General features: G+C 63.2%; 14 protein-coding genes, 3 tRNA genes, 3 rRNA genes and 1 pseudogene. 15 read left to right on the top strand and 6 right to left on the bottom strand.

Going from position 1 to position 22,700, the window contains the following annotated elements; all coding sequences use genetic code 11:
• Window positions 1-36: 36 nt before the first annotated feature.
• Together LRS12_RS04905 and miaB are read right to left on the bottom strand one after the other, a co-directional pair.
• A complete protein-coding gene (locus LRS12_RS04905) occupies window positions 37-1,683 on the bottom strand; it encodes a M61 family metallopeptidase (RefSeq protein WP_257845431.1) in 1,647 nt (548 codons plus the stop codon).
• Window positions 1,684-1,993: 310 nt separating this feature from the next.
• The gene (gene miaB / locus LRS12_RS04900) at window positions 1,994-3,304 is read right to left on the bottom strand and encodes a tRNA (N6-isopentenyl adenosine(37)-C2)-methylthiotransferase MiaB (protein WP_257843589.1); all 1,311 of its coding nucleotides are present in this window, start codon (window positions 3,302-3,304) and stop codon (window positions 1,994-1,996) included.
• Between the two features lie 81 nt (window positions 3,305-3,385).
• Here miaB and hisS point away from each other — a divergent pair, with 81 nt between their 5' ends.
• The 6 genes from hisS (at window position 3,386) to LRS12_RS04870 (ending at window position 10,797) form a co-directional block, all read left to right on the top strand.
• Window positions 3,386-4,708 carry a histidine--tRNA ligase gene (gene hisS / locus LRS12_RS04895; protein WP_257843588.1) on the top strand — a complete coding sequence of 441 codons (1,323 nt, stop codon included), beginning with the start codon at window positions 3,386-3,388 and terminating at the stop codon, window positions 4,706-4,708.
• The gene (gene prfA / locus LRS12_RS04890) at window positions 4,705-5,778 is read left to right on the top strand and encodes a peptide chain release factor 1 (protein ID WP_257843587.1); all 1,074 of its coding nucleotides are present in this window, start codon (window positions 4,705-4,707) and stop codon (window positions 5,776-5,778) included. Before hisS ends, prfA begins: the two co-directional genes overlap by 4 nt.
• 58 nt (window positions 5,779-5,836) lie before the next feature.
• Window positions 5,837-6,700 (top strand): peptide chain release factor N(5)-glutamine methyltransferase, encoded by an 864-nt coding sequence (gene prmC, locus LRS12_RS04885; RefSeq protein ID WP_257843586.1) that lies wholly within the window; start codon window positions 5,837-5,839, stop codon window positions 6,698-6,700.
• A 257-nt stretch (window positions 6,701-6,957) separates the two neighbouring features.
• The gene (locus LRS12_RS04880) at window positions 6,958-7,734 is read left to right on the top strand and encodes a DUF4167 domain-containing protein (RefSeq protein ID WP_257843585.1); all 777 of its coding nucleotides are present in this window, start codon (window positions 6,958-6,960) and stop codon (window positions 7,732-7,734) included.
• A gap of 170 nt (window positions 7,735-7,904) precedes the next feature.
• Window positions 7,905-9,218 (top strand): DUF4139 domain-containing protein, encoded by a 1,314-nt coding sequence (locus LRS12_RS04875; protein WP_257843583.1) that lies wholly within the window; start codon window positions 7,905-7,907, stop codon window positions 9,216-9,218.
• Window positions 9,219-9,228: 10 nt separating this feature from the next.
• Window positions 9,229-10,797, top strand: coding sequence for a DUF4139 domain-containing protein (locus LRS12_RS04870; RefSeq protein WP_257843582.1), 1,569 nt, complete (start codon window positions 9,229-9,231; stop codon window positions 10,795-10,797).
• Here the strand turns inward: LRS12_RS04870 and LRS12_RS04865 are convergent.
• Window positions 10,794-11,078 (bottom strand): hypothetical protein, encoded by a 285-nt coding sequence (locus LRS12_RS04865; protein ID WP_257843581.1) that lies wholly within the window; start codon window positions 11,076-11,078, stop codon window positions 10,794-10,796. The two genes, LRS12_RS04870 and LRS12_RS04865, sit on opposite strands and share 4 nt — an antisense overlap.
• Window positions 11,079-11,142: 64 nt before the next feature.
• Here LRS12_RS04865 and LRS12_RS04860 point away from each other — a divergent pair, with 64 nt between their 5' ends.
• Window positions 11,143-11,571 (top strand): CBS domain-containing protein, encoded by a 429-nt coding sequence (locus tag LRS12_RS04860; RefSeq protein ID WP_257843580.1) that lies wholly within the window; start codon window positions 11,143-11,145, stop codon window positions 11,569-11,571.
• A 150-nt stretch (window positions 11,572-11,721) separates the two neighbouring features.
• On the opposite strand, the gene LRS12_RS19910 is transcribed toward LRS12_RS04860, so the two are convergent.
• Both LRS12_RS19910 and LRS12_RS19905 read right to left on the bottom strand, forming a co-directional pair.
• Window positions 11,722-12,132, bottom strand: coding sequence for a polysaccharide biosynthesis C-terminal domain-containing protein (locus tag LRS12_RS19910; RefSeq protein WP_308223034.1), 411 nt, complete (start codon window positions 12,130-12,132; stop codon window positions 11,722-11,724).
• Window positions 12,133-12,286: 154 nt separating this feature from the next.
• A pseudogene (locus LRS12_RS19905) lies at window positions 12,287-13,228 on the bottom strand (oligosaccharide flippase family protein); the annotation flags it as partial.
• A 476-nt stretch (window positions 13,229-13,704) separates the two neighbouring features.
• On the opposite strand from LRS12_RS19905, the gene LRS12_RS04850 reads away from it, so the two are divergent.
• From LRS12_RS04850 to LRS12_RS04815, 8 genes are all read left to right on the top strand, one after another.
• A 16S ribosomal RNA gene (locus LRS12_RS04850) occupies window positions 13,705-15,191 on the top strand.
• A 175-nt stretch (window positions 15,192-15,366) separates the two neighbouring features.
• Window positions 15,367-15,443 (top strand) — tRNA-Ile (locus LRS12_RS04845).
• Between the two features lie 49 nt (window positions 15,444-15,492).
• Window positions 15,493-15,568, top strand: a tRNA-Ala gene (locus LRS12_RS04840).
• Between the two features lie 281 nt (window positions 15,569-15,849).
• A 23S ribosomal RNA gene (locus LRS12_RS04835) occupies window positions 15,850-18,641 on the top strand.
• Between the two features lie 122 nt (window positions 18,642-18,763).
• A 5S ribosomal RNA gene (gene rrf / locus LRS12_RS04830) occupies window positions 18,764-18,878 on the top strand.
• Together the 16S, 23S and 5S rRNA genes with 3 tRNA genes alongside form the textbook arrangement of a ribosomal RNA operon.
• 122 nt (window positions 18,879-19,000) lie before the next feature.
• Window positions 19,001-19,077: transfer RNA gene (locus tag LRS12_RS04825), tRNA-Met, on the top strand.
• Between the two features lie 147 nt (window positions 19,078-19,224).
• Entirely contained in the window at window positions 19,225-19,932 is a 708-nt protein-coding gene (locus tag LRS12_RS04820) for a methyltransferase domain-containing protein (RefSeq protein ID WP_257843579.1), read from the top strand.
• A 27-nt stretch (window positions 19,933-19,959) separates the two neighbouring features.
• Complete coding sequence (locus tag LRS12_RS04815) at window positions 19,960-21,201, top strand: threonine synthase (protein ID WP_257843578.1); 1,242 nt, start codon at window positions 19,960-19,962, stop codon at window positions 21,199-21,201.
• On the opposite strand, the gene LRS12_RS04810 is transcribed toward LRS12_RS04815, so the two are convergent.
• On the bottom strand, window positions 21,198-22,682 hold the full coding sequence (locus tag LRS12_RS04810; RefSeq protein WP_257843577.1) for an MFS transporter: 1,485 nt from the start codon (window positions 22,680-22,682) through the stop codon (window positions 21,198-21,200). The two genes, LRS12_RS04815 and LRS12_RS04810, sit on opposite strands and share 4 nt — an antisense overlap.
• Window positions 22,683-22,700 lie beyond the last annotated feature (18 nt).

Genomic DNA, 22,700 nt, shown 5'->3' with positions numbered 1-22,700 from the left:
GCGCAGGGGTGACGCAGCGAAGCAACACTGGCGCGCTCAGTCGGTCCCGAGCCAGGCGCGGCGAAAGGCGAGCTGGGCCGCGCTCGGCGAGCCACCCGCCTTTTCGAGCGTGACGATGGTCAGCTTCGGATCGGCGACCGGGGTGATCGTCGCGCTGCCGGGTCCGGTCCGGGTGGCATAGGCGATGGCCATCGGCTGACCCGGCTTCATCGCGCTCAGGGCGGCCCGCCAGTCGGCGAGGCTCGCGATCGGCTTGCCATCGACCGCCACGATCGTGTCGCCGCGATCGAGCCCGGCGGCATAGAGCGGGCTGCCCGGGACCGGAATTTCACCGAGGCGGACGGGGTCATCGCCGCCGCCGGTGATGTTGGCCGCGCCGATCCACGCCTTGTTCGCGTCGGCCGGGCGCAGCACCAGCCCGGCCTGGGCGAGCAAAGGCGCGAAATCGGGCAGGTCGCTGCTGCGGATATGCGCGTCGAAGAACCGCTTCGCGAAACCGGGGTCACGGGTGAGTTCGGCAAGCCCGGCTTCAAGATCGGCGGTCGTATAGGGTTTGACCGGCGCGAAGTTGCGCTGCGCTTCGCCATGTCGCTTCCACAGGTGGCGCATATAGGCGTCGAGATCGTTGCCGAAGCGCTGGCGCAGGGTGAGGTCGAGCGCGAGCGCGATCACCGCGCCATAGGGGTAGTAGGAGGTGAAGATCCGCTCGTTCACGGGGTCGATCGAGGTCGCGGCGTCGACGAACGGTGCGCGCAGGCTCATCTCCTGCGGCGATCCGTAGCGGCGACCGGGATTGTTGACGATATGGTCGAGCGTGGCGGCGAGGCCGACGAGCGTCGCGTCCAGCGTGGCCTCTTTCGCGCGCAGGATCGCCAGCGGGCCGTAATATTGGGTGAAGCCTTCCGCGAACCACAAGGACGGGCTGGGGTCCGCCTGAGTGAAGTCGAACGGTTCCAGCTCCGCTGGACGCAGCCGCTCGACATTCCAGGCGTGGATGAATTCGTGGCTGAGCGTGCCGAGCTGCGCGAACTTGCCCGCCTCCAATGTCCGCGGCTGGCTGATGATGGTGGAGTTGCGGTGCTCCATCCCGTCGCCGCTGATCTGCGGCACATAATCGGCGATGAAGGTGTAGGTGCCGAAGTCGAATTCGGGCGCGGTGCCGAAGATGCGGATCTGTTCGGCGACGACTTTCTTCGCCTTTTCGGCATAGGCGTCGATTGTTTCGGGCGAGTCGGCGCTGTGCACGGCGAGGCGGATCGTCTGGGTCCTGCCGCCTGAAGTGATCGTCCATTCGCGCAGGTGATGGTCGGACAGCTCGGTCGGGCTGTCGAGCAGATACTGGAGGTGCGGCGCCCAGAAGGTGGTCGCGCTGCCGGCCACAGGCGCAAGTTGGGTCGCGATCTTCCACTTCGGGTCGGCAGGGCGGAAGGTGACGCGGATCGGGCGCTCGTCATAACCCTTCGCCCAGATCAGCGTCGCGGGCATGTTGAGATGCGCGTGGGTCTGGTCGATCTGGCTGTAGGTGCCGTCGCCGCGGTCGCCATAGAGAGTGTAGGCGAAGGTGACCGTGCCATCATGGCCGCTGACCCGCCAGCTATAGGGATCGCTGCGATCGATCTTCAGCTCGCGGCCCGCGCCGTCCTTTGCCGAGACCGAATAGACGTTCTTGGCGAATTCATGGATCGCGTAGCGACCGGGGGGAGGAGCGCGCCATGCGGAACTCGACCGCGCCGGGCTTGAGCTGGCGATAGGTCACCGCAATCCGCGCCTCGCGATGCGCGGCGTTGTCGAAGCTCAGCTCGTAGGAAACCGGGGCGTTCGGGCCGGGGTCCTTGGCCTGCTGTGCGAGCGCGGTGGTGGCGAGGAGGAGCGGGGGTGGCGAGCGCGAACAGGCGCGCGGTCGAGGTCAGGTTCATCGCCGGAAGGTGGCCGAGCGGGCCGGGAGTGTCCAGCACCTCCGTCACCCCGGCACAAGGTCGGGGTGACGATGGAGTCAGACGACCGTCCCCGCCAGCGAGTTCGGTCCCGCACTCTCGAGTCGCACCGTCACCAGATCGCCGATCGCGGCGTCGGTCATCAGATGCACCGATTGCAGCCAGGGCGACTTGCCCAGCATCTGGCCGGGCAGCTTGCCCTTGCGTTCGACCAGCACGTCACAGGTCTTGCCGACGCTGGCGGCGTTGAACGCGGCCTGATCGCGGTTGAGCGCGGCCTGCAGGCGCTGGAGGCGGTCGTCCATCACTTCTTCCGGAACTGCGCCGCCCATCTCCGCCGCCGGGGTGCCGGGGCGGGGGGAGTATTTGAAGCTGAAGCACTGGGCATAGCCGACCGCATCGACGAGGCTGAGTGTATCGCGGAACTCTTCCTCACTTTCGCCGGGGAAGCCGACGATGAAGTCGCCCGACAGCGCGATATCGGGTCGCGCCGCGCGGACGCGGTCGAGGATGCGCAGGTACGAATCGCGGCTGTGGCTGCGGTTCATCGCTTTCAGGATGCGGTCATTGCCCGCCTGCACCGGCAGATGGAGGAAGGGCATCAGCTTCTCGACCTCCGCATGCGCGCGGATCAGGCCTTCCTTCATGTCGTTGGGGTGGCTGGTGGTGTAGCGGATACGCGCCAGTCCATCGATCCTGTCGAGCGCGGCGATCAGGCCGTGCAGGCCGGTGCCGGCGTCATCGTCCCATGCATTGACGTTCTGGCCGAGCAGCGTGATCTCCCGCGCGCCGGCATCCACCAGCGACTTGGCCTCATCGACGATCGCCGCGAACGGTCGGCTGACCTCGGCGCCGCGCGTATAGGGGACGACGCAATAGGTGCAGAATTTGTCGCACCCTTCCTGCACCGTCAGGAACGCCGTCGGCCCGGTCTTGCGCCGGGCGGGGAGCGCGCCGAACTTGGCGATGGCGGGCATGTCGGTGTCGATCGCGCGGCCCTGCGCCGAGGCCTGGCGCACCAGATCGGGAAGGTTGTGATAGGCCTGGGGCCCGACCACGATATCGACCTTGGCGCGGTGGGCGATCTCTTCCCCCTCCGCCTGCGCAACGCAGCCAGCGACGGCGATCATTGGCGCGGCGCGATCGGCAAGGCGCGCATTCTTCCGCACGCGGCCAATGTCCGAATAGACCTTCTCGGTCGCCTTTTCGCGGATGTGGCAGGTGTTGAGGACGATCAGGTCGGCGCTGTCGGCGTCGGCGGCAGCGGTCATGCCCTGTGCCGCCATCAGCTCGGCCATGCGCTCGCCGTCATAGACGTTCATCTGACAGCCGAAGGATTTGACGTGATAGGTCTTGGGGGTGGCGCTCATGGCGCGGGCCTATAGTCGAAAGGGGGCGGTGCGTGAACAATCTTCCCTTCCGGCCCCCTAGCCAATAGAGACCCGCTCCAAATGGCACGGATAGAAACCCCCAGACGCGTGCGTGGCACGCAGGACATCTTTGGCGACGAACAGCGCCGCTTCGCCCGCGTGGTCGAGGCGTTCGAACATGTGCGGCGGCTCTATTGCTTCCAGCAGGTCCAGGTGCCGGTGTTCGAATCCACCGCGGTGTTCGCCCGCTCGATGGGCGAGACGTCGGACGTGGTGTCGAAGGAGATGTACACCTTCCCCGATCGCGGCGACGATCTGCTGACGCTGCGGCCCGAATTCACGGCGGGGATTTGCCGGGCGTATATCACCGAGGGGTGGCAGCAATATGCCCCGCTCAAGCTGACCACGCACGGGCCCGTGTTTCGCTATGAGCGGCCGCAAAAGGGGCGCTATCGCCAGTTCCACCAGATCGACGCCGAGATCATCGGCGCGGCGGAGCCGCAGGCCGATGTCGAGCTGCTGACCATGGCCGACCAGCTGCTCAAGGAGCTGGGGATATCCGAGGGCGTGACGCTGCAGCTCAATACGCTGGGCGATGCGGAGACGCGCGAGGCATGGCGCGCGGCGCTGGTCGCGCATTTCGAGGCGCACCGTGAGGAGTTGAGCGAGGACAGCCTGACGCGGCTCGAGAAGAATCCGATGCGGATTCTGGATCCGAAGGACCCGCGCGACCGGCCGATTGCGGATCTGGCGCCGGATATCGATGCCTATCTGACCGATGAAGCGCGCGCGTTCTTCGACGCAGTGACCAGCGGGCTGGACGCGGCGGGCGTGGCGTGGACGCGCAACGCGCGGCTGGTGCGCGGGCTCGACTATTACCGCCACACCGCGTTCGAGTTCGTCACCGACCGCCTGGGCGCGCAGGGCACGGTGCTGGCCGGCGGGCGCTATGACGGGCTGATCGGCAATCTGGGCGGGCCGGAGACGCCTGGCGTGGGCTGGGCCGCGGGGATCGAGCGGTTGGGGATGTTGCTGGAGCCTCCAATGGGCGAGCAGATTGAGGTAGCTATCGTCGCTGAAAAGAACGCGGTGAACGATGTTGCTATTCGCGCGACAGCGACCCTGCGCCGTCATGGAGTTCGCACCGAAATTTTTCTCTCGGGTAGTGAGCGCAAGCGTTTCCCCAAAGCCAAGGCGGCGGAACCCCTACTTATCATTTCGATTGATCAGGCTGTATCGCCGCCTGACGGTCACTCACTGGCTCGACTTTCGTTCACCTCGCCCGACACCGGCGATCTTCAGCGACGGGTCGATGGCGCCTTGCGGACGGGGTATCGCTTTGACGACCCAGCTGGGTTGCTCGCTGGTGGGACGCGATCGATGTATGAGATCGGCAACGGATGACCCGCATCTCCCCCGAGCGGATCGCGCAGATCGAGGCGCGGCGGGATGAGCTGTCGGCGATGATGGCGACCGGCGACCTGCCGTCGGACAAGTTCGTCGCGGTTTCCAAGGAATACGCCGAGCTGGAGCCGGTCGCGGCGGCGGCGGGCGAGGTGCGGCGGCTGCGCGCCGAGGCGGTGAGCCTGGCGGCGATGACGCGCGAGGCGGATGCCGAGCTGCGCGCGATGGCGGCCGAGGAATTGCGCGCGAACGAGGCGGCGCTGGCGCAGGCCGATCACGCCCTCGCGCTGGCGCTGTTGCCGCGCGATGCGGCGGACGAGCGCGCGGCGATGCTCGAAATCCGCGCCGGGACCGGCGGGGACGAGGCGGGGCTGTTCGCGGGTGATCTGCTGCGCATGTACACCCGCTATGCCGAGCGGCAGGGGTGGAAGGTCGAGTTGATCTCCGCCAGCACCTCCGAAGCCGGGGGCTATAAGGAAGTCGTCGCCAGCGTCGCGGGCAAGGGCGTGTTCGCCAGATTTAAGTTCGAAAGCGGCGTGCACCGCGTCCAGCGCGTGCCAGTGACCGAGAGCGGCGGGCGCATCCACACCAGCGCCGCGACCGTCGCGGTGCTGCCCGAGGCCGAAGAGGTCGATGTCGAGATCCGCAACGAGGACCTGCGCATCGACATCTATCGCGCGTCCGGCGCGGGCGGGCAGCACGTGAATACCACCGATTCGGCGGTGCGACTGACGCATATCCCGACGGGGCTTGTGGTGATCCAGCAAGATCAAAGGTCGCAGCACAAGAATCGCGACAAGGCGATGCAGGTGCTCCGCACGCGGCTCTATGAGCTGGAGCGCGAGCGGCTGGCGACCGAGCGCTCGGGCGCGCGCAAGTCGATGGTCGGATCGGGCGACCGGTCGGAGCGGATCCGCACCTACAACTTCCCGCAGGGGCGGGTGACCGATCACCGCATCAACCTGACGCTGCACCGCCTGCCCGAAATCCTGGAGGGCGAGATGGACGAACTGATCGGCGCGCTGGTTGCCGAGGATGAGGCGGAGCGGCTGGCGGCACTCGACTCATGATTCCCCTCCCGCTTGCGGGAGGGGCTAGGGGAGGGCCTGTCCATTCGGGCCGCTTCCTATGGTGACAGGCCCTCCCCCGACCCCTCCCGCAAGCGGGAGGGGAGTTAGGGCGGCGATTGCCGATGCAGCTGCGCGGATTGCGTCGGCGACGTCCCGCCTCGATGCCGAGTTGTTGATGGCGCATGCCCTCGGCGTGTCGCATCAGGATTTGCTGTTGAAGCATCTGGGCGATCCCGAGCCGGACGGGTTCGCGGGGCTGGTCGAACGCCGGCTGGGCCATGAACCCGTCGCCTATATCACCGGTTCACGCGGCTTCTGGACGGTGGAGATCGGCGTCGGTCCCGGCGTCTTGGTGCCGCGCGCGGACAGCGAGACCTTGATCGAAGCGGCGGTGGCGCATTTCGCTGGAACGTCGGGGCCGAAACGGGTGCTCGACCTCGGTACCGGGCCGGGGACGTTGTTGCTGGCGGCGTTGGCTGAATGGCCCGAGGCGCACGGGTTGGGCATCGATGCCTCCGAGCGCGCGCTTCAATACGCTCAGGACAATGCGATCGATCTGGGGATGGACGAGCGAGCGCGCTTCAAGCTCGGCGACTGGAGCGAGGGTCTTGCCGGCCAGTTCGACCTGATCCTGTGCAACCCGCCTTACATCGGCACCGCCGAGGAACTGGGGCCGGAGGTACGCGACCACGAACCGCCCGCCGCGCTGTTCGCCGGAGCCGACGGCCTCGACGATTACCGCCGCATCGTCCCCGACCTCCCCCGCCTGCTCGCGCCGGGCGGAATCGCGGTGATCGAGATCGGCTGGACGCAGGCAGACCCCGTGTCGGCGCTGATGCGGGCGGCGGGGCTCGACCCCATCCTCCACCACGACCTTGGCGGACGTCCGCGCGCGGTTGCGGCAAAAATGCCGCGAAGTTGAACTATCGCTGCGTAGCACCAATATAAGGCTTGGAGATTGTTGCCGCGCGGGCTAAGGATTGGCTCGGGGCAGGCACCAGCAACCTAAATCGTTGAAAAGGTTCGCCGACCCAAATCAAGGCATGTGCGCTGCTGATTGTCCGGCAGCCATGCGGGAGCCGTTCCGGTTCGCAGAACCGGCGCGGCGCGCGGTGTAACACGCATCCGGGATCGCTGTTTGACCGATGGCGGATTGAGTAAGGACAGGACACACAGACGTTGATCAACAATCGTCAGGCGAACAACGGTCGCCGTCGCGGCCGTGGTGGCCAGCGCCAGCAGGGCGGCGGCAACAACCCCAATTCGGGCAACCGCATCGACAATCGCGCACGCGGCAATGCCGCGCAGCTGCTTGAGAAATACAAGAACCTCGCGCGCGACGCCCAGATGGCGGGCGACCGGGTGAACACCGAATATTATCTCCAGTTCGCCGATCACTATTTCCGCGTGCTGGCCGAAACGCGTTCGCGCTTCGAGGAACAGAATCCGCAACAACGCCGCCCGCGCGACGAGTTCGACGGCGACGAGGACGAGTTCGAGGGCGAAGAGGGCAATCGCAGCCAGGACGGCGAGTTCGCCGATGAGGGCGACGAGCAGGGTGAGCGTCAGGCGCGCAGCGACCGCGACAATCGCGACAATCGCGACCGGGGCGAGCGCAACGACCGCCGCCCGCGCCGCGACCGCGATGGCCGCGACAATCGCGAAGGCCGCGACCGCGACAATCGGAATCGCGATGATCGCCGCGAGCGTCAGCCGCGTGGCGTGGAGGGCGAGGAAACACCGGTAGCTGCGAACGAGGACGAGGCTCCCGCCGAGGAGCGCCGCCCGCGTCGTGGCCGCTCGCGTCGTGACGAGGCGAGCAGCGATGCCGGCCATGGCGGCGACATCGCAGCCGTTCTTCCGCCCGCACTGGGCGTCGAGGGCGAGGTGGTCGAGGTCAAGCCGCGCCGCCGCCGCGTGAAGAAGGAAGAAGGCGAGCCGGAAGCCGCCGAATAAGCGCTTCTCTGCAAAAAAGAAAAGGCCGGTCCGTGACTTACGGGCCGGTCTTTTTGCGTTTCGGGACCCTTGACCGTTGACATGGCCGCACCCGCTGGGGATGCTGGGGCATCAGATCATAGGGGGATGCGATGCGGCGTTTGACCTTGGCTCTTGCGGCCGGAGCCGCAATGTCCGGAGCGATGTTGGCAGTGCCTGCCTCCGCCCAATCGGCGCAGGGCGACGTCGCGGTCACCATCTACAACAACAATCTGGCGCTGGTTCAGGACAAGCGCGACATGCGCCTGCCTGCGGGCAAGTCGAAGCAGGATTTCCCGGACGTCGCCGGGCAGATCCGGCCCGAGACGGTGACGATCGGTGCCCCCGGCGCGACCATCGTCGAGCAGAATTTCGATTTCGACCTGCTCTCGCCCGAATCCTTGATGGAAAAGGCGGTCGGCCAGAACGTCACCGTGGTGCGCGGCGGCCAGAGCCTGCCCGCCAAGGTGCTCGCCTATAATGACGGCACCGTGGTCGAGATCGGCGGGCGGATCGAGGTGCTGGGCAAGGACGATCGGGTGATCTTCCCGTCGCTGCCCCCGAGCCTGCGCGCGCGGCCGACGCTGTCGGTGACGCTGGACGCCGATGCCGCGGGCGCGCGGCCTGTGAAGTTGAGCTATCTGACCTACGGCATGGGCTGGAAGTCCGATTATGTGGCGCTGTTCGACGAGAAGGCGGGCAAGATCGACGTTCAGGGCTGGCTGACGCTGACCAACAATAGCGGCGTCACCTATAGCAATGCCAACACCTTGCTGGTTGCGGGGGCGGTCGGCGGCAGCAACCGCGGGGCGTCGTCGGCGATGGTGCCGGGGACCGAGACTGCGGGGCGCGAGCGGATCGGCGACTTCTATGTCTATCCGATCCCCGGTCGCACCACGATCGCCCAGCGCCAGCAAAAGCAGGTCAGCTTCCTCGACGTCGCGGGCGCGCCGGCGGCGAAGGCCTATGCCTATCGCAACCCGTGGCTCGGTCGGCAGGATCAGCCGCGCAGCGTCGACACGGTGTTGCGCTTCTCCTCGTCGGCGGAAGGCGGGTTGGGCGATGCGCTGCCCGCCGGGACGGTGCGCATCTATATGCGCGACGCGCGCGGGGCACCGCAGTTCATCGGCGAGAATGCGATCCCGCACACCCCGATGGGGTCGCGGCTCGCGATCAAGACCGGCGAGGCGTTCGACGTGAAGGTCAAGTCGGTGGTGCAGACGCGCGAGCGCGCGGGGTCGAGCAAGTGGCGCACGACGATGGTCTATACGCTGACCAATGCGCGGCCCGACGCGATCGTGGTCGAATTGTCGCAGGGCGGGCTCGACAGCTGGTGGAAGGACACGCGGATCCTGGAGGAGACCCAGGCTAGCGAGCGGATCAACGCCGATGAGGCGCTGTGGAAGGTGAGCGTCCCCGCCAATGGCGAGGCGACGCTGACCGCGACCTTCGAAACCCGTTACTGAGGCGCGGCCGGTGCGGCGCGCCGCCCTGTTGCTGATCGCGACCACGCTCGCCGGGACGGGTGGGGCGTGGGCGCAGAACGTGCAGACCTCGGCCGGGCCGGATTCGGTCGGGGTGACGATCTATCGCGCACCACATCGCAGTGCAGACCAGAAGATCAGTCTGAGCTATTTGGGCGGCTATGCACTGATCACCGAGACCCGGACAGTGACGATCCCGCAGGGCCGCGCGGTGATCCGCTTCGAAGGGGTGGCGTCCGGCATTCTGCCCGAAAGCGCGATCGTCACCGGTCTGCCCGCCGGGGTGCGCGAGAAGAATCTCGACGGCGACCTGCTGTCTGCGGCGAGCCTGTACAGTCGCGGCTTCGCCCGACCGGTGACGTTGCGCCGCACGCGGGACGGCAAGACGGTGGAGGAGCGGGCGATCATCCGCTCCGGCCCCGATGGCGCGGCGATCGTCGAGACCGAGCGCGGGATCGAGGTGCTGAACTGCGGCCCGACCGAGGATGCGATCGTTTACGACGGCGTGCCGCCGGGGCTGTCGGCCAAGCCGACATTGTCGGTCGAGACCGACTCGCCGCAGGCCGGGACCGCGACGATCACGCTGTCCTATCTTGCTTGGGGCTTCGACTGGCAGGCGAACTATGTGGCGACATTGCGCGAGGGCAAAGGCGACGGCGGCGCCACCGCTGCGGGCGCAAGAACCGCCGACTTGTTCGCTTGGGTGACATTGGCCAGCACCGACATGACCAGCTTCACCGACGCCGAAACCATGGTGATCGCCGGCAAAATCAACCGCACGACCGGACGGACCCGCAACCCGTTCGAGACGGTCGAAAGTTTTGAATTCAAATGCTATCTCCCCGAAGGAGGAGCCGGGATCCCGCCGCCGCCCCCGCCACCACCGCCACCACCGCCGCCCCCGCCGATGATGGCCGCACCCGCAGCCCGGGATGAGGTGGTGGTGACCGGCGCGCGGGTTAGGATGGCGGTTCAGGAGGATCTGGGCGACCTGAAAGCCTATCGCATCCCCGATCGCACCACCGTCGCTGCAAAATCGCAGAAGCAGGTGGCGATGCTGGCCAAGGACGCGGTGCCGGTGCGCATCATCTATGGCGCTGAAATCGGGTTCGGTGGTGCCGAACAGCCGCAGATCCTGCTCCGGGCGTTGAACAAGGAGAGTGACGGGCTGGGGCTGCCTTTGCCCGCTGGGCCGGTGGCGCTGTTCGAGCAGCAGGGCAATCGGTCGCTGCTGATCGACGAATCGAGCACCGACGACAAGGCGGTGGGCGAGGAGGTCGAGGTCAAATTCCCGGCGACTGCCAATGTCACGCTGGAGCTGAAGCGGCAGCAGCCCCGACCGCGCCGCCATGCGTTTGAACTGGTCGTGCGCAACGCCAATCCGTTTCCGGTGCAGTTCGAGGGCGAGTTCGACATCGACCCGCCACTGATGCGCGGGGCTTCGACCCGGCTGGGCAAGAAGGACGGGCGAAACCTGTGGGCAGTGACGGTGCCGGCGAACGGCTCGCAGGCGCTGACCTATCGGGTGGACTTGCCGGACCCGCAAAAGCCGCAGCGTTAGTCCCGTCTCTTCTCCGTCGCGTCGCGCGAGCGTTCGTCATGGCCGGTGCCGGAGCTGAGGAACACCAGCCCCATCAGCGCGCCGCCGAGCAGGATCGACAGGCCGACCCCGATCGCCATTGCGATCGAGGCATGCAGCTGGAACTCCCCGACCGCTATATAGAGCGCGATCACTGCGACGATTGCCGAGACCAGCGCAAGCGCGCCGACGATCCCGAAGATGCGACGGTAGCGGCCCCAGGCGAGGCGGGCATAATCGGGATTGTCGAGGTTCGGCTCCATACCCTTTCATTTGGGGACGAAACGTGGAGTCTCAACCGCCTCAACAGGACAAAGGAGACTGGCGATGACGATCGCGGCAATCCTGGGCGGGAAGGGGCAGGATGTCATCACCATCGGCGGCGACGCGACCGTGCGCGATGCGGTGGCTTTGCTTGCCGAAAAGCGCATCGGCGCGGTGCCGGTGGTCGAGGGTGGCGTGGTGGCCGGCATCTTTTCCGAGCGCGACGTGATCCACTGCCTGAAGCGCGATGGACCGGCTGCGCTCGATACGCAGGTGCGGATGGTGATGACCGCGCCGGCGATCACCGTGACCCGCGCCGAACCGGTGATGGCGGCGCTGTCGCTGATGACCCAGCGGCGGATTCGGCATCTGCCGGTTGTCGAGGGCGGGACGCTCCTCGGTTTCGTGTCGATCGGCGATCTGGTGAAGTACCGGATCGAGAAGATCGAGGCCGAAGCGGACCAGATGCGGGCCTATATCCAGACGGCCTAGGTCGAACTGCGCACTATATATACGCGCCGTTTGCCCTGAGCCTGTCGAAGGGCCGAAGCCACAGCTGTCGGGGATCGCCCTTCGACAATGACCAGGTGGAACGTCCCCCGGACGTTCCAGCCAAAGCCGGGGGCTTTGGCGACCCGGTCATCAGGGCAAACGGACATTGAGGTAGCGAACTTTCGTCACCGCCGGATCATACGGATCGCATCCTCCACCGTCGCGCGCGCGAAGAACCAGAGCCAGGCACCATAGACCGCCGCCCCCCGTCGCGGTGAGCAATGCCAGATGGGGCAGGGGGGCGAGCGGCGGGAGCAGCCGGTCGACCAGCCCGACGATCAGTGCCATCGCGACCGCCGCCGAAACCGGCGGGAGAATCGCGCCGAGCCAGTCGCGCCAGCTCAGGCCGATCACCGGCAAGCTGCGCGCGGCTGTGATCAACAGAAACAGCGGCCACACTGCAACCCACGCCCAGGCGAGTCCCTCGACTCCCCATTTCACCCCCATCAGGAATGCCGCGGGAAGGAGCAGCGCGCCGATCGCCGCCGTCTGCGCGCCCAATCCGGGGCGACCGCGCGCGTCGGTCGCGGGGGGCGAACAGCACTTGCAGCGTCATGAACGGCATGGCGAGTGCGAGGAGATGGACGATCGGTCCCGCCTCGATCCACTTTTGCCCCAGCGCGACATGAACCAAGGGTTCGGCGGTCGCGGCGAGCCCGAGATAGAAGGGCATGGCCACAACCATGATGAGTCGGACCGAGCGGGCAAAGGCGACCGCAGTCCCCGCCGCATCGTCCTGCATCCGCGCATAGGCGGAGAAGGCGACCTCGTTCAGCGCGGGGATGAACTTCGACACGAGGATCTGGGTCAGGAACAGGCTGGTCGTATAGATGCCCAGCCAATGCGGGTCGAAGCTGCGCCCGGCGATGAACACATCCGACTGGCTCTGCACGAACCAGAAGAATTGCCCCGTGGCGATCAGGCCGCCAAAGCGCGCCACCTCCCCCGCGCCGCGAAAATCGAAGCTCGGCCACATCAGGGACCCCGCCGCCCAGGTCATCCCGACCGCGCGCGTGCCGAACAGGACGATGGGGGCAAGGACCAGCGTCCATACGCCAAGGCCAGCATAGGCACCGGCAACCGCAGCCAGCGCACCTGCGACTGCAGAGACCAGGTTCACCTGCGCCTGTTTGCGAAAGTCCATCGCGCGCGCGAGCAACGCATAGGGGAAGGCGATGAAGGGCGTCGCTATATAGAGGAGCGCCTGAACGCGGAGCAGGTCGGCGACGATCGGCTGGCGATAATAGGCCGCGGCGAGCGGGGCCGCGATGAACTGCAGCGCGCCCAATCCGAGGTTGAGCAGCAGCAGCATCCCGAACAGCTGACGAATCGCACGATCGTCGATCTCGGCCTTCTGGATCAGGCCGCTCGCAAGACCGTAGCCGTTGAGCAGGTTGAGCAGCACCAGAACAACCTGGGTCATCGCGAACAGGCCGTAATCGCTGGGGTCGAGGAGGCGAATCACGAGGAAGGTGGCACCCCAGGCGATGATCTGCCCCAGAATCTGGGTGCCCGAACGCCAGATCACCGCGCTGCGCACCTGATTTCGGAGCGATTCCCGGCCCTGATTCGTCGATTCGGAGGATGATTCGGTCATGAAACCCCTATCGCAGACACGTCTTGATGCCCCGTAAACCGCAGTTTTCTGCGGGTTTCAGGGGTAGCGCAATAAAAATGCAAAAAGGCTGTTGACCGGATCCGAAGCCGCGCATAGAAGCCACTCCACCGACGCGGTGCTCCTCACCGGAACGCTTCGACGGTCACCAAAAACCAGGCGCACAGGTCGCCCCGAGAAAAAGGGGTTAGACGGTGCGTCGGTCTTTGTCGCTCTTTGAAATTGTGATTTTGATGAAGGGACATGTGGGCGGCGGCCCCGGGTCTGACAGCTTCTAGGTGTCAGATACTCGGTAAAAGCCAAGCCGTTCCATGGACTTCGCTCGACGGGACTTCGGTTTCGGTGGCGAGTTCAAACATGTCCTATTACGTTCCATACGTAATAGAATTTGTGCAGGAACGGCTCCTAGAAATGAGCTGTACTGTCGGGCACATTCCGGCTCGTCAGTATGGTACATCAAACTTGAGAGTTTGATCCTGGCTCAGAATGAACGCTGGCGGCATGCCTAACACATGCAAGTCGAACGAGACCTTCGGGTCTAGTGGCGCACGGGTGCGTAACGCGTGGGAATCTGCCCTTGGGTTCGGAATAACTCAGAGAAATTTGAGCTAATACCGGATGATGACGAAAGTCCAAAGATTTATCGCCCAAGGATGAGCCCGCGTAGGATTAGCTAGTTGGTGAGGTAAAGGCTCACCAAGGCGACGATCCTTAGCTGGTCTGAGAGGATGATCAGCCACACTGGGACTGAGACACGGCCCAGACTCCTACGGGAGGCAGCAGTGGGGAATATTGGACAATGGGCGAAAGCCTGATCCAGCAATGCCGCGTGAGTGATGAAGGCCTTAGGGTTGTAAAGCTCTTTTACCCGGGATGATAATGACAGTACCGGGAGAATAAGCTCCGGCTAACTTCGTGCCAGCAGCCGCGGTAATACGAGGGGAGCTAGCGTTATTCGGAATTACTGGGCGTAAAGCGCACGTAGGCGGCTTTGTAAGTTAGAGGTGAAAGCCCAGAGCTCAACTCTGGAATTGCCTTTAAGACTGCATCGCTTGAATCCAGGAGAGGTGAGTGGAATTCCGAGTGTAGAGGTGAAATTCGTAGATATTCGGAAGAACACCAGTGGCGAAGGCGGCTCACTGGACTGGTATTGACGCTGAGGTGCGAAAGCGTGGGGAGCAAACAGGATTAGATACCCTGGTAGTCCACGCCGTAAACGATGATAACTAGCTGTCCGGGCACTTGGTGCTTGGGTGGCGCAGCTAACGCATTAAGTTATCCGCCTGGGGAGTACGGTCGCAAGATTAAAACTCAAAGGAATTGACGGGGGCCTGCACAAGCGGTGGAGCATGTGGTTTAATTCGAAGCAACGCGCAGAACCTTACCAGCGTTTGACATGTCCGGACGATTTCCAGAGATGGATTTCTTCCCTTCGGGGACTGGAACACAGGTGCTGCATGGCTGTCGTCAGCTCGTGTCGTGAGATGTTGGGTTAAGTCCCGCAACGAGCGCAACCCTCGCCTTTAGTTACCATCATTCAGTTGGGTACTCTAAAGGAACCGCCGGTGATAAGCCGGAGGAAGGTGGGGATGACGTCAAGTCCTCATGGCCCTTACGCGCTGGGCTACACACGTGCTACAATGGCGACTACAGTGGGCAGCAATCCCGCGAGGGTGAGCTAATCTCCAAAAGTCGTCTCAGTTCGGATTGCACTCTGCAACTCGAGTGCATGAAGGCGGAATCGCTAGTAATCGCGGATCAGCATGCCGCGGTGAATACGTTCCCAGGCCTTGTACACACCGCCCGTCACACCATGGGAGTTGGGTTCACCCGAAGGCGTTGCGCTAACTCGCAAGAGAGGCAGGCGACCACGGTGGGCTTAGCGACTGGGGTGAAGTCGTAACAAGGTAGCCGTAGGGGAACCTGCGGCTGGATCACCTCCTTTCTAAGGATAGCGGCGGAAAGCGCCCTGGCCACGGTCAGGGAAGAGCTTCCTCCCATTCCAAAGAACATAGCCGCCGTCCTCATGTCCCTTCATCACTGGATCAGCCCCTCGGGGCTGTACGCCTGAGCTGGCTCACGCCCCTCGCGGCCCTTTGGGTCAGCTTGGGTTTGGCGATGGGCCGGTAGCTCAGGTGGTTAGAGCGCACGCCTGATAAGCGTGAGGTCGTAGGTTCAACTCCTACTCGGCCCACCATCGCTTTGAGTGAACGATGTTCGCATCGATTACTTGGCAAGATTGGTAGGGGGCCTTAGCTCAGCTGGGAGAGCGGTTGCTTTGCAAGCATCAGGTCATCGGTTCGATCCCGATAGGCTCCACCATTTCTAACAGATATCCAGTGATGAGGATCATCAGATCCGCTGCTTCATAGCAGCGGTAGCGCGATTGCTACGGCGATCGTTTGCGTCTTTGACATTGTGAATGGGTTTTTCAAATCGATGCCGTGAGGTGTTTGATTTCTGGCGGACGCCGCCAGGATATCGAGCACCGATCAATTAAGGCTGAGATTAACAACCACACCAAAACAGCCACGCTGCTCTGCTCTGCCGAGTTTCGTGCTGGCGCAAGCCAGCCCAGAGTTGTCGTTGGTGGTGTGGACTCTCAAGCGTGAGGTAAGGGCGTTTGGTGGATGCCTTGGCATGTACAGGCGATGAAGGACGTGGCACGCTGCGATAAGCGTCGGTGAGTTGTGAGCAAACTGTGACCCGACGATTTCCGAATGGGGAAACCCACCTATCCCGATTATTCTTAATGTGGTTCGCCACAGTGAGAGTAATCGAGAAACAGGTATCACTTAGCTGAATAAAATAGGCTTCGTGAAGCGAACCCGGAGAACTGAAACATCTCAGTACCCGGAGGAAAAGACATCAACCGAGATTCCGTTAGTAGTGGCGAGCGAACGCGGACCAGGCCAGTGCCTTCATTTCAACTAGCAGAACAGTCTGGAAAGGCTGACCATAGCGGGTGACAGTCCCGTATGCGAAAGTGATGATGAAGGACTCGAGTAGGGCGGGGCACGTGAAACCCTGTCTGAACATGGGGGGACCACCCTCCAAGCCTAAATACTCGTACATGACCGATAGCGAACTAGTACCGTGAGGGAAAGGTGAAAAGCACCCCGATGAGGGGAGTGAAACAGTACCTGAAACCGAACGCCTACAAGCAGTTGGAGCCTCTTTATGGGGTGACAGCGTACCTCTTGCATAATGGGTCTGTGACTTAGTGTATCAAGCAAGCTTAAGCCGTTAGGTGTAGGCGCAGCGAAAGCGAGTCTGAATAGGGCGATTGAGTTTGATGCATTAGACCCGAAACCCGGCGATCTAGGCATGACCAGGTTGAAGGTGGGGTAACACTCACTGGAGGACCGAACCGTTTAATGTTGAAAAATTATCGGATGAGTTGTGTTTAGGGGTGAAAGGCCAATCAAGCCGGGAAATAGCTGGTTCTCCGCGAAATCTATTGAGGTAGAGCGTCGAGCGAATACCCTAGGGGGTAGAGCACTGGATGGTTGCGGGCGGCGCGAGCTGTACCAATACTAACCAAACTCCGAATACCTAGGAGTACTACTCGGCAGACAGACGGCGGGTGCTAAGGTCCGTCGTCAAAAGGGAAACAGCCCTGACCTACAGCTAAGGTCCCCAAGTCATCACTAAGTGGGAAAGCATGTGGGAATCCCAAAACAGCCAGGAGGTTGGCTTAGAAGCAGCCATCCTTTAAAGAAAGCGTAACAGCTCACTGGTCTAAACAAGGGTTCCTGCGGCGAAAATGTAACGGGGCTAAAGTGATGCACCGAAGCTTAGGGTGTGTAGTTTACTACACGCGGTAGCGGAGCGTTCCGTAAGCCTGTGAAGCGATCTGGTAATGGGTCGTGGAGGTATCGGAAGTGCGAATGCAGACATGAGTAGCGATAAAGAGGGTGAGATGCCCTCTCGCCGAAAGACCAAGGGTTCCTGCTTAAAGCTAATCTGAGCAGGGTGAGCCGGCCCCTAAGACGAGCCCGAAGGGGGTAGTCGATGGGAACCACGTTAATATTCGTGGGCCTGGTGGTAGTGACGGATTTCTTGTGTTGTACGTTCTTATCGGATTGAACGTGCTTCGACGAAGTCCCAGGAAATAGCTCCACCGTATAGACCGTACCCGAAACCGACACAGGTGGTCAGGTAGAGTATACCAAGGCGCTTGAGAGAAGTGTCCTGAAGGAACTCGGCAAATTGCCTCCGTACCTTCGGAAGAAGGAGGCCCTGGCATTGCGCAAGCAGTGTCAGGGGGCACAGGCCAGGGGGTAGCGACTGTTTAGCAAAAACACAGGGCTCTGCTAAGTCGGCTTCAAGACGACGTATAGGGCCTGACGCCTGCCCGGTGCCTGAAGGTTAAGTGGAGGGGTGCAAGCTCCGAAACGAAGCCCAGGTAAACGGCGGCCGTAACTATAACGGTCCTAAGGTAGCGAAATTCCTTGTCGGGTAAGTTCCGACCTGCACGAATGGCGTAACGACTTCCCCACTGTCTCCAGGACATGCTCAGCGAAATTGAATTCTCCGTGAAGATGCGGAGTACCCGCGGTTAGACGGAAAGACCCCGTGCACCTTTACTGCAGCTTCAGAGTGGCATTAGGAATTAATTGTGTAGCATAGGTGGGAGGCTTTGAAGCACTGGCGCCAGCTGGTGTGGAGCCTACGGTGAAATACCACCCTGTTGATTTCTGATGTCTAACCTCGTTCCGTTATCCGGAACAGGGACCCTCTGTGGCGGGTAGTTTGACTGGGGCGGTCGCCTCCTAAAGAGTAACGGAGGCGTGCGAAGGTTGGCTCAGGTCGGTTGGAAACCGACCGTTAGAGTGCAATGGCATAAGCCAGCCTGACTGCGAGACTGACGAGTCGAGCAGAGACGAAAGTCGGTCATAGTGATCCGGTGGTCCCTCGTGGAAGGGCCATCGCTCAACGGATAAAAGGTACGCCGGGGATAACAGGCTGATGATTCCCAAGAGCTCATATCGACGGAATCGTTTGGCACCTCGATGTCGGCTCATCACATCCTGGGGCTGGAGCAGGTCCCAAGGGTTTGGCTGTTCGCCAATTAAAGTGGTACGTGAGCTGGGTTCAGAACGTCGCGAGACAGTTTGGTCCCTATCTGCCGTGGGCGTCGAAATTTGAGAGGAGTTGACCCTAGTACGAGAGGACCGGGTTGAACATACCTCTGGTGTACCAGTCGTTCTGCCAAGAGCGCAGCTGGGTAGCTATGTATGGACGGGATAACCGCTGAAAGCATCTAAGCGGGAAGCCTCCCTCAAGATAAGATTTCTTAGGACGGTGGTAGACCACCACCTTGATAGACTGGATGTGGAAGCGCGGTAACGTGTGGAGCTAACCAGTACTAATTGTCCTATTCGCGCTTGATGAGTCCCACCATCAATGACAGCTTTGGCTGCTCATTGGGGTTGTGAACCTCATGCCTTGATTACATCGAAAGATGGTGCACGCATCGATTTGAAACCCAATCCACTGCCACCTGCTTCATTGCTTGGTGACCATAGCGTCAGTGACCCACCCGATCCCATCCCGAACTCGGCCGTGAAACCTGACTGCGCCGATGGTACTATTGCTCAAGCACTGGAAGAGTAGGTCGTCGCCAGGCATTGCAGCCGGTGGCCGTGGAATTTGGAAAAACCCATTCACAATGTCAGATACGCAAAACGCGCGTCGCGCTAATCGGCGCGGCGCGTTTTGCTTTTTGGGGCGTAGTTCGCTCGTTGATGGCGCGGGGTGGAGCAGCCCGGTAGCTCGTCAGGCTCATAACCTGAAGGTCGTTGGTTCAAATCCAACCCCCGCAACCATCACAAACAGCCGCCTTCGGGCGGCTTTTTTGCGTTTGGCGCAGATCGGTTTGGCGCACAGCGGTTGTACCGAGCTCCGCGCTCCGCCACGCTGCGCGCATGTCGGTCCTCTTGTCTCGCCGAACGATCCTGATCGGGTCCTGTTGTGTGTTTCCTGTTCCCACGCTTGCGCGGCGACCGAAGGACGTGCCCTATGTCCCGACGCCGCCGGAGGTGGTCGAGGGGATGCTCGACATGGCGGGGCTGAAGGCAGGTGAACGGCTAATCGACCTGGGGTCGGGCGATGGGCGCATTCCCCGCGCGGCCGCGCGGCGGGGTGCCATTGCGCTGGGGGTCGAGATCGACGCCGATCTGGTCGCGCGGGCGCGGTCACTGACCCGGCTTGAAGGGCTGGAGGAGCGCGCGCGCTTCGTTCGAGACGATCTGTTCACCGTGTCGCTGCGCGATGTCGATGTCGCCACCCTCTATTTGCTGCCCGCGCTCAACGAGCGACTGAAGCCCAAGCTTCTCAATGAGATGAAGGCGGGGGCGCGGGTGGTGAGCCATGCGTTCGACATGGGCGACTGGGTGCATGACGAGTTTCGGGAGATCGCCGACAAACGCGTCTATCGCTGGACGATCCCGGCGATTGCAGCAGGAGAATGGCAGCTGGTCCGCAACGATGGCACGATCGGGCGGATGAGCATCGACCAGCGTTGCAGCCGGATTTCGGGCAGGCTGGACGGACGGCCCATTGGCGGTGCGCAGTTGGCCGGAGCCGCGCTGAGCTTTACCGCCGATGGGAAGGCATATCGCGGCGTAGTCGGCGACCGTGCGATCGTTGGCGAAGGATGGCGCGCGGAGCGCATCGACTAACGACGCCTCCGGTCCTACATCCGCGCGATGCTGTACGACGCCAATCTCACCGCCGACCGCCCCACCTTTGTCACCCACCTCGAATGCGGGCTGACTCGCGAGCGCTATGACGCCGACACGCTTCAGGGCCTGTCACGGGTCGGGCGGCCGCTATTGGTCCGCTACGATCTCGATGCCGTGCGGGCGGCGGTGACGCCGGCGGATCTCGCGCTGCGCCCTGCGGATCTGTGGCGTTATCGCGAACTGCTGCCGGTGCGGAAGGCGGAGAATATCGTTAGCCTGGGTGAGATCGCAACGCCGATCGTCCCGCTGCGCAAAGTTGCGGCGGGGGCGGGGGCGGCACATCTGCTGGTCAAGGACGAGGGGCGGCTACCCACCGGATCGTTCAAGGCGCGCGGGCTGGTCATGGCGATCGGCATGGCGAAGGAACTGGGCGTCACCACCATCGCGATGCCGACCAATGGCAATGCCGGCGCGGCGGCGGCGGCCTATGCGGCGCAGGCGGGGATCGAAGCGGTGATCTTCTGCCCCGATGACACGCCCGAGATCAATGTGCGCGAGATCGCGGCACAGGGCGCGCGAGTCTATCGCGTCAACGGCCTGATCGACGATTGCGGCAAGCTGGTCGCGGCGGGGAAGGAGGCCAATGGCTGGTTCGACCTGTCGACGCTGAAGGAGCCGTACCGGATCGAGGGCAAGAAGACGATGGGGCTGGAACTGGCCGAGCAGCTTGGCTGGGAATTGCCCGACGTCATTTTCTATCCCACCGGCGGCGGTACCGGGCTGATCGGCATGTGGAAGGCGTTTGCCGAGCTGGAGGCGCTGGGCTGGATCGGATCGAAGCGCCCGCGCATGGTTGCGGTTCAGGCCGAAGGCTGCGCGCCGATGGTGCGCGCCTGGGAGGCGGGTGAGCGCCATGCGACGCGGTGGGAGGACGCCCATACCGTCGCCGCTGGAATCCGCGTGCCGCAGGCGGTGGGCGATTTCCTGATCCTCGACGCGGTGCGTGAATCGAATGGGTTCGCGATGGCGGTGAGCGATGCCGCAATCCTCGAGGCTATCGAGGATGCGGCGCGGCTCGACGGGCTGTTGCTGTGCCCCGAGGGCGGCGCGACGCTGGCGGCGTGGCGCGCGGCGGTCGCCGATGGACGGGTGTCGCCGGATGAAACTGCGGTGCTGTTCAACTGCGCGACCGGGCTGAAATACCCGATGGAGGATCGTTCACGCGCGCTCGACCGGCACGGACCGATCGATTTCGCGGCGCTTTAGCCCTCCTTCACCCGCGTCATCGCAAGCGCCGCCAGCACCAGCGTCCCCGCCGCAAAGGCCATCGTCCAGATCGGCTGATCGGGGAAGAATGCCTTCATGATCGACCCCATCACCGTAGCCACCAACAGCTGGGGTACGACGACGAACACGTTGAACAACCCCATGAAAATGCCAAGCTTTGCCTGGGGAAGGTTCGACGCGAGGATCGCATAGGGCATGGCGAGGATCGACGCCCAGGCGATGCCGATGCCGATCTCGCTGGCGATCAGCCATTGGGGATCGCGGATCAGGAAGAAGCTGGCGAACCCCACCGCGCCGCATATCAGGCCGATGATATGGGTGCGCACCTTGCCGAAGCGCGATGCGAGCAGCGGGAGCAGGGTGAGTGCTGCTATGGCAGCGACGCCGTTATAGACGGTGAACAACACCCCGACCCAATTTGCCCCCTCCTGATAGCGCGGATCGGCGGCGTCGGGCGCGCCGTAAAAGGCTCCGGCGACCACGGGCGTGGTGTTGATCCACATGATGAACAGCGCCGACCAGCTGAAGAATTGCACCACCGCTAGCCGCTTCATGATCGGCGGCATTCCGGCGAAATCGCCGACGATGCTGGCGAGCATGTTGGTGCCGCGCCCCGATTTTGCCAGCTGGATTGCGATCAGGCTGGCGACGCCATAGGATGCGAGCAGAGCCGCGAGCAGATAGACTTCCTTCTCAAGCTCGAACCATCCCACCGCGAGTGCGACCGCCGCGCCCGCCGCGATCCAAAGCAAACTTGCGATTGGATCGCGCGCGGCCAGGACGCGGATGCTGTCGTCGGCCGCCTCGGCGCGAGCGCCGTCGAACGCCGCCATCTGTTCGGGGCTGTATTCGCGCGTCGTTACGATCGTCCACAGTACCGCTAGGAACAAGGCAGCGCCGCCGAACCAGAAGGCGTAGCGAACCGTGTCGGGAATCGCGCCCAGCGGGGCTTCATTGGACACGCCAAGATGCTCGAGCGCGTAAGGGAAAATCGAACCGATCACCGCGCCCGCGCCGATGAACGCGGTCTGCACCGCATAGCCCGCGCTATGTTGGTCCTTGCGCAGCATATCGCCGACGAACGCGCGGAACGGCTCCATTGAGATGTTGAGCGAGGCGTCGAGCACCCACAGCATCACCGCCGCGACCAGCAGGACCGGCGCGAGCGGCATCACGAACAGCGACAGCGCGGCGAGAATCGCGCCGGCGAGGAAATAGGGGCGGCGGCGGCCAAGTCGGCCCAGCCAGGTGCGGTCGCTCATATGCCCGATCACCGGCTGAACCAGCAGCCCGGTGAGCGGCGCCGCGACCCAGAGCGCGGGCAGATCATCGATACTGGTGCCGAGTGACTGGAATATGCGGCTCATATTCGCATTCTGCAGTGCAAATCCGATCTGGATGCCGAAGAAGCCGAACGAGATATTCCACAGGCCCCAAAAGCCCTGGCGCGGTTTTTCCATTATAGGTCCTTGAAGGCT

This window comes from Sphingomonas sp. J344 (assembly GCF_024700005.1).
Taxonomy (GTDB): Bacteria; Pseudomonadota; Alphaproteobacteria; order Sphingomonadales; family Sphingomonadaceae; genus Sphingomonas.
The sequence above is the reverse complement of the archived record's forward strand: the minus strand, read 5'-3'. Positions and strand labels throughout refer to the sequence as shown.

Bases quoted from the DNA above. Each gene is read 5' to 3' on its own strand.
- miaB (WP_257843589.1), bottom strand. From the start codon at position 3,304: ATGAGCGCCACCCCCAAGACCTATCACGTCAAATCCTTCGGCTGTCAG.
- hisS (WP_257843588.1), top strand. From the start codon at position 3,386: ATGGCACGGATAGAAACCCCCAGACGCGTGCGTGGCACGCAGGACATC.
- prfA (WP_257843587.1), top strand. From the start codon at position 4,705: ATGACCCGCATCTCCCCCGAGCGGATCGCGCAGATCGAGGCGCGGCGG.
- prmC (WP_257843586.1), top strand. From the start codon at position 5,837: ATGGTGACAGGCCCTCCCCCGACCCCTCCCGCAAGCGGGAGGGGAGTT.
- LRS12_RS04875 (WP_257843583.1), top strand. From the start codon at position 7,905: ATGTCCGGAGCGATGTTGGCAGTGCCTGCCTCCGCCCAATCGGCGCAG.
- LRS12_RS04865 (WP_257843581.1), bottom strand. From the start codon at position 11,078: ATGGAGCCGAACCTCGACAATCCCGATTATGCCCGCCTCGCCTGGGGC.
- LRS12_RS04860 (WP_257843580.1), top strand. From the start codon at position 11,143: ATGACGATCGCGGCAATCCTGGGCGGGAAGGGGCAGGATGTCATCACC.
- LRS12_RS04815 (WP_257843578.1), top strand. From the start codon at position 19,960: ATGCTGTACGACGCCAATCTCACCGCCGACCGCCCCACCTTTGTCACC.
- LRS12_RS04810 (WP_257843577.1), bottom strand. From the start codon at position 22,682: ATGGAAAAACCGCGCCAGGGCTTTTGGGGCCTGTGGAATATCTCGTTC.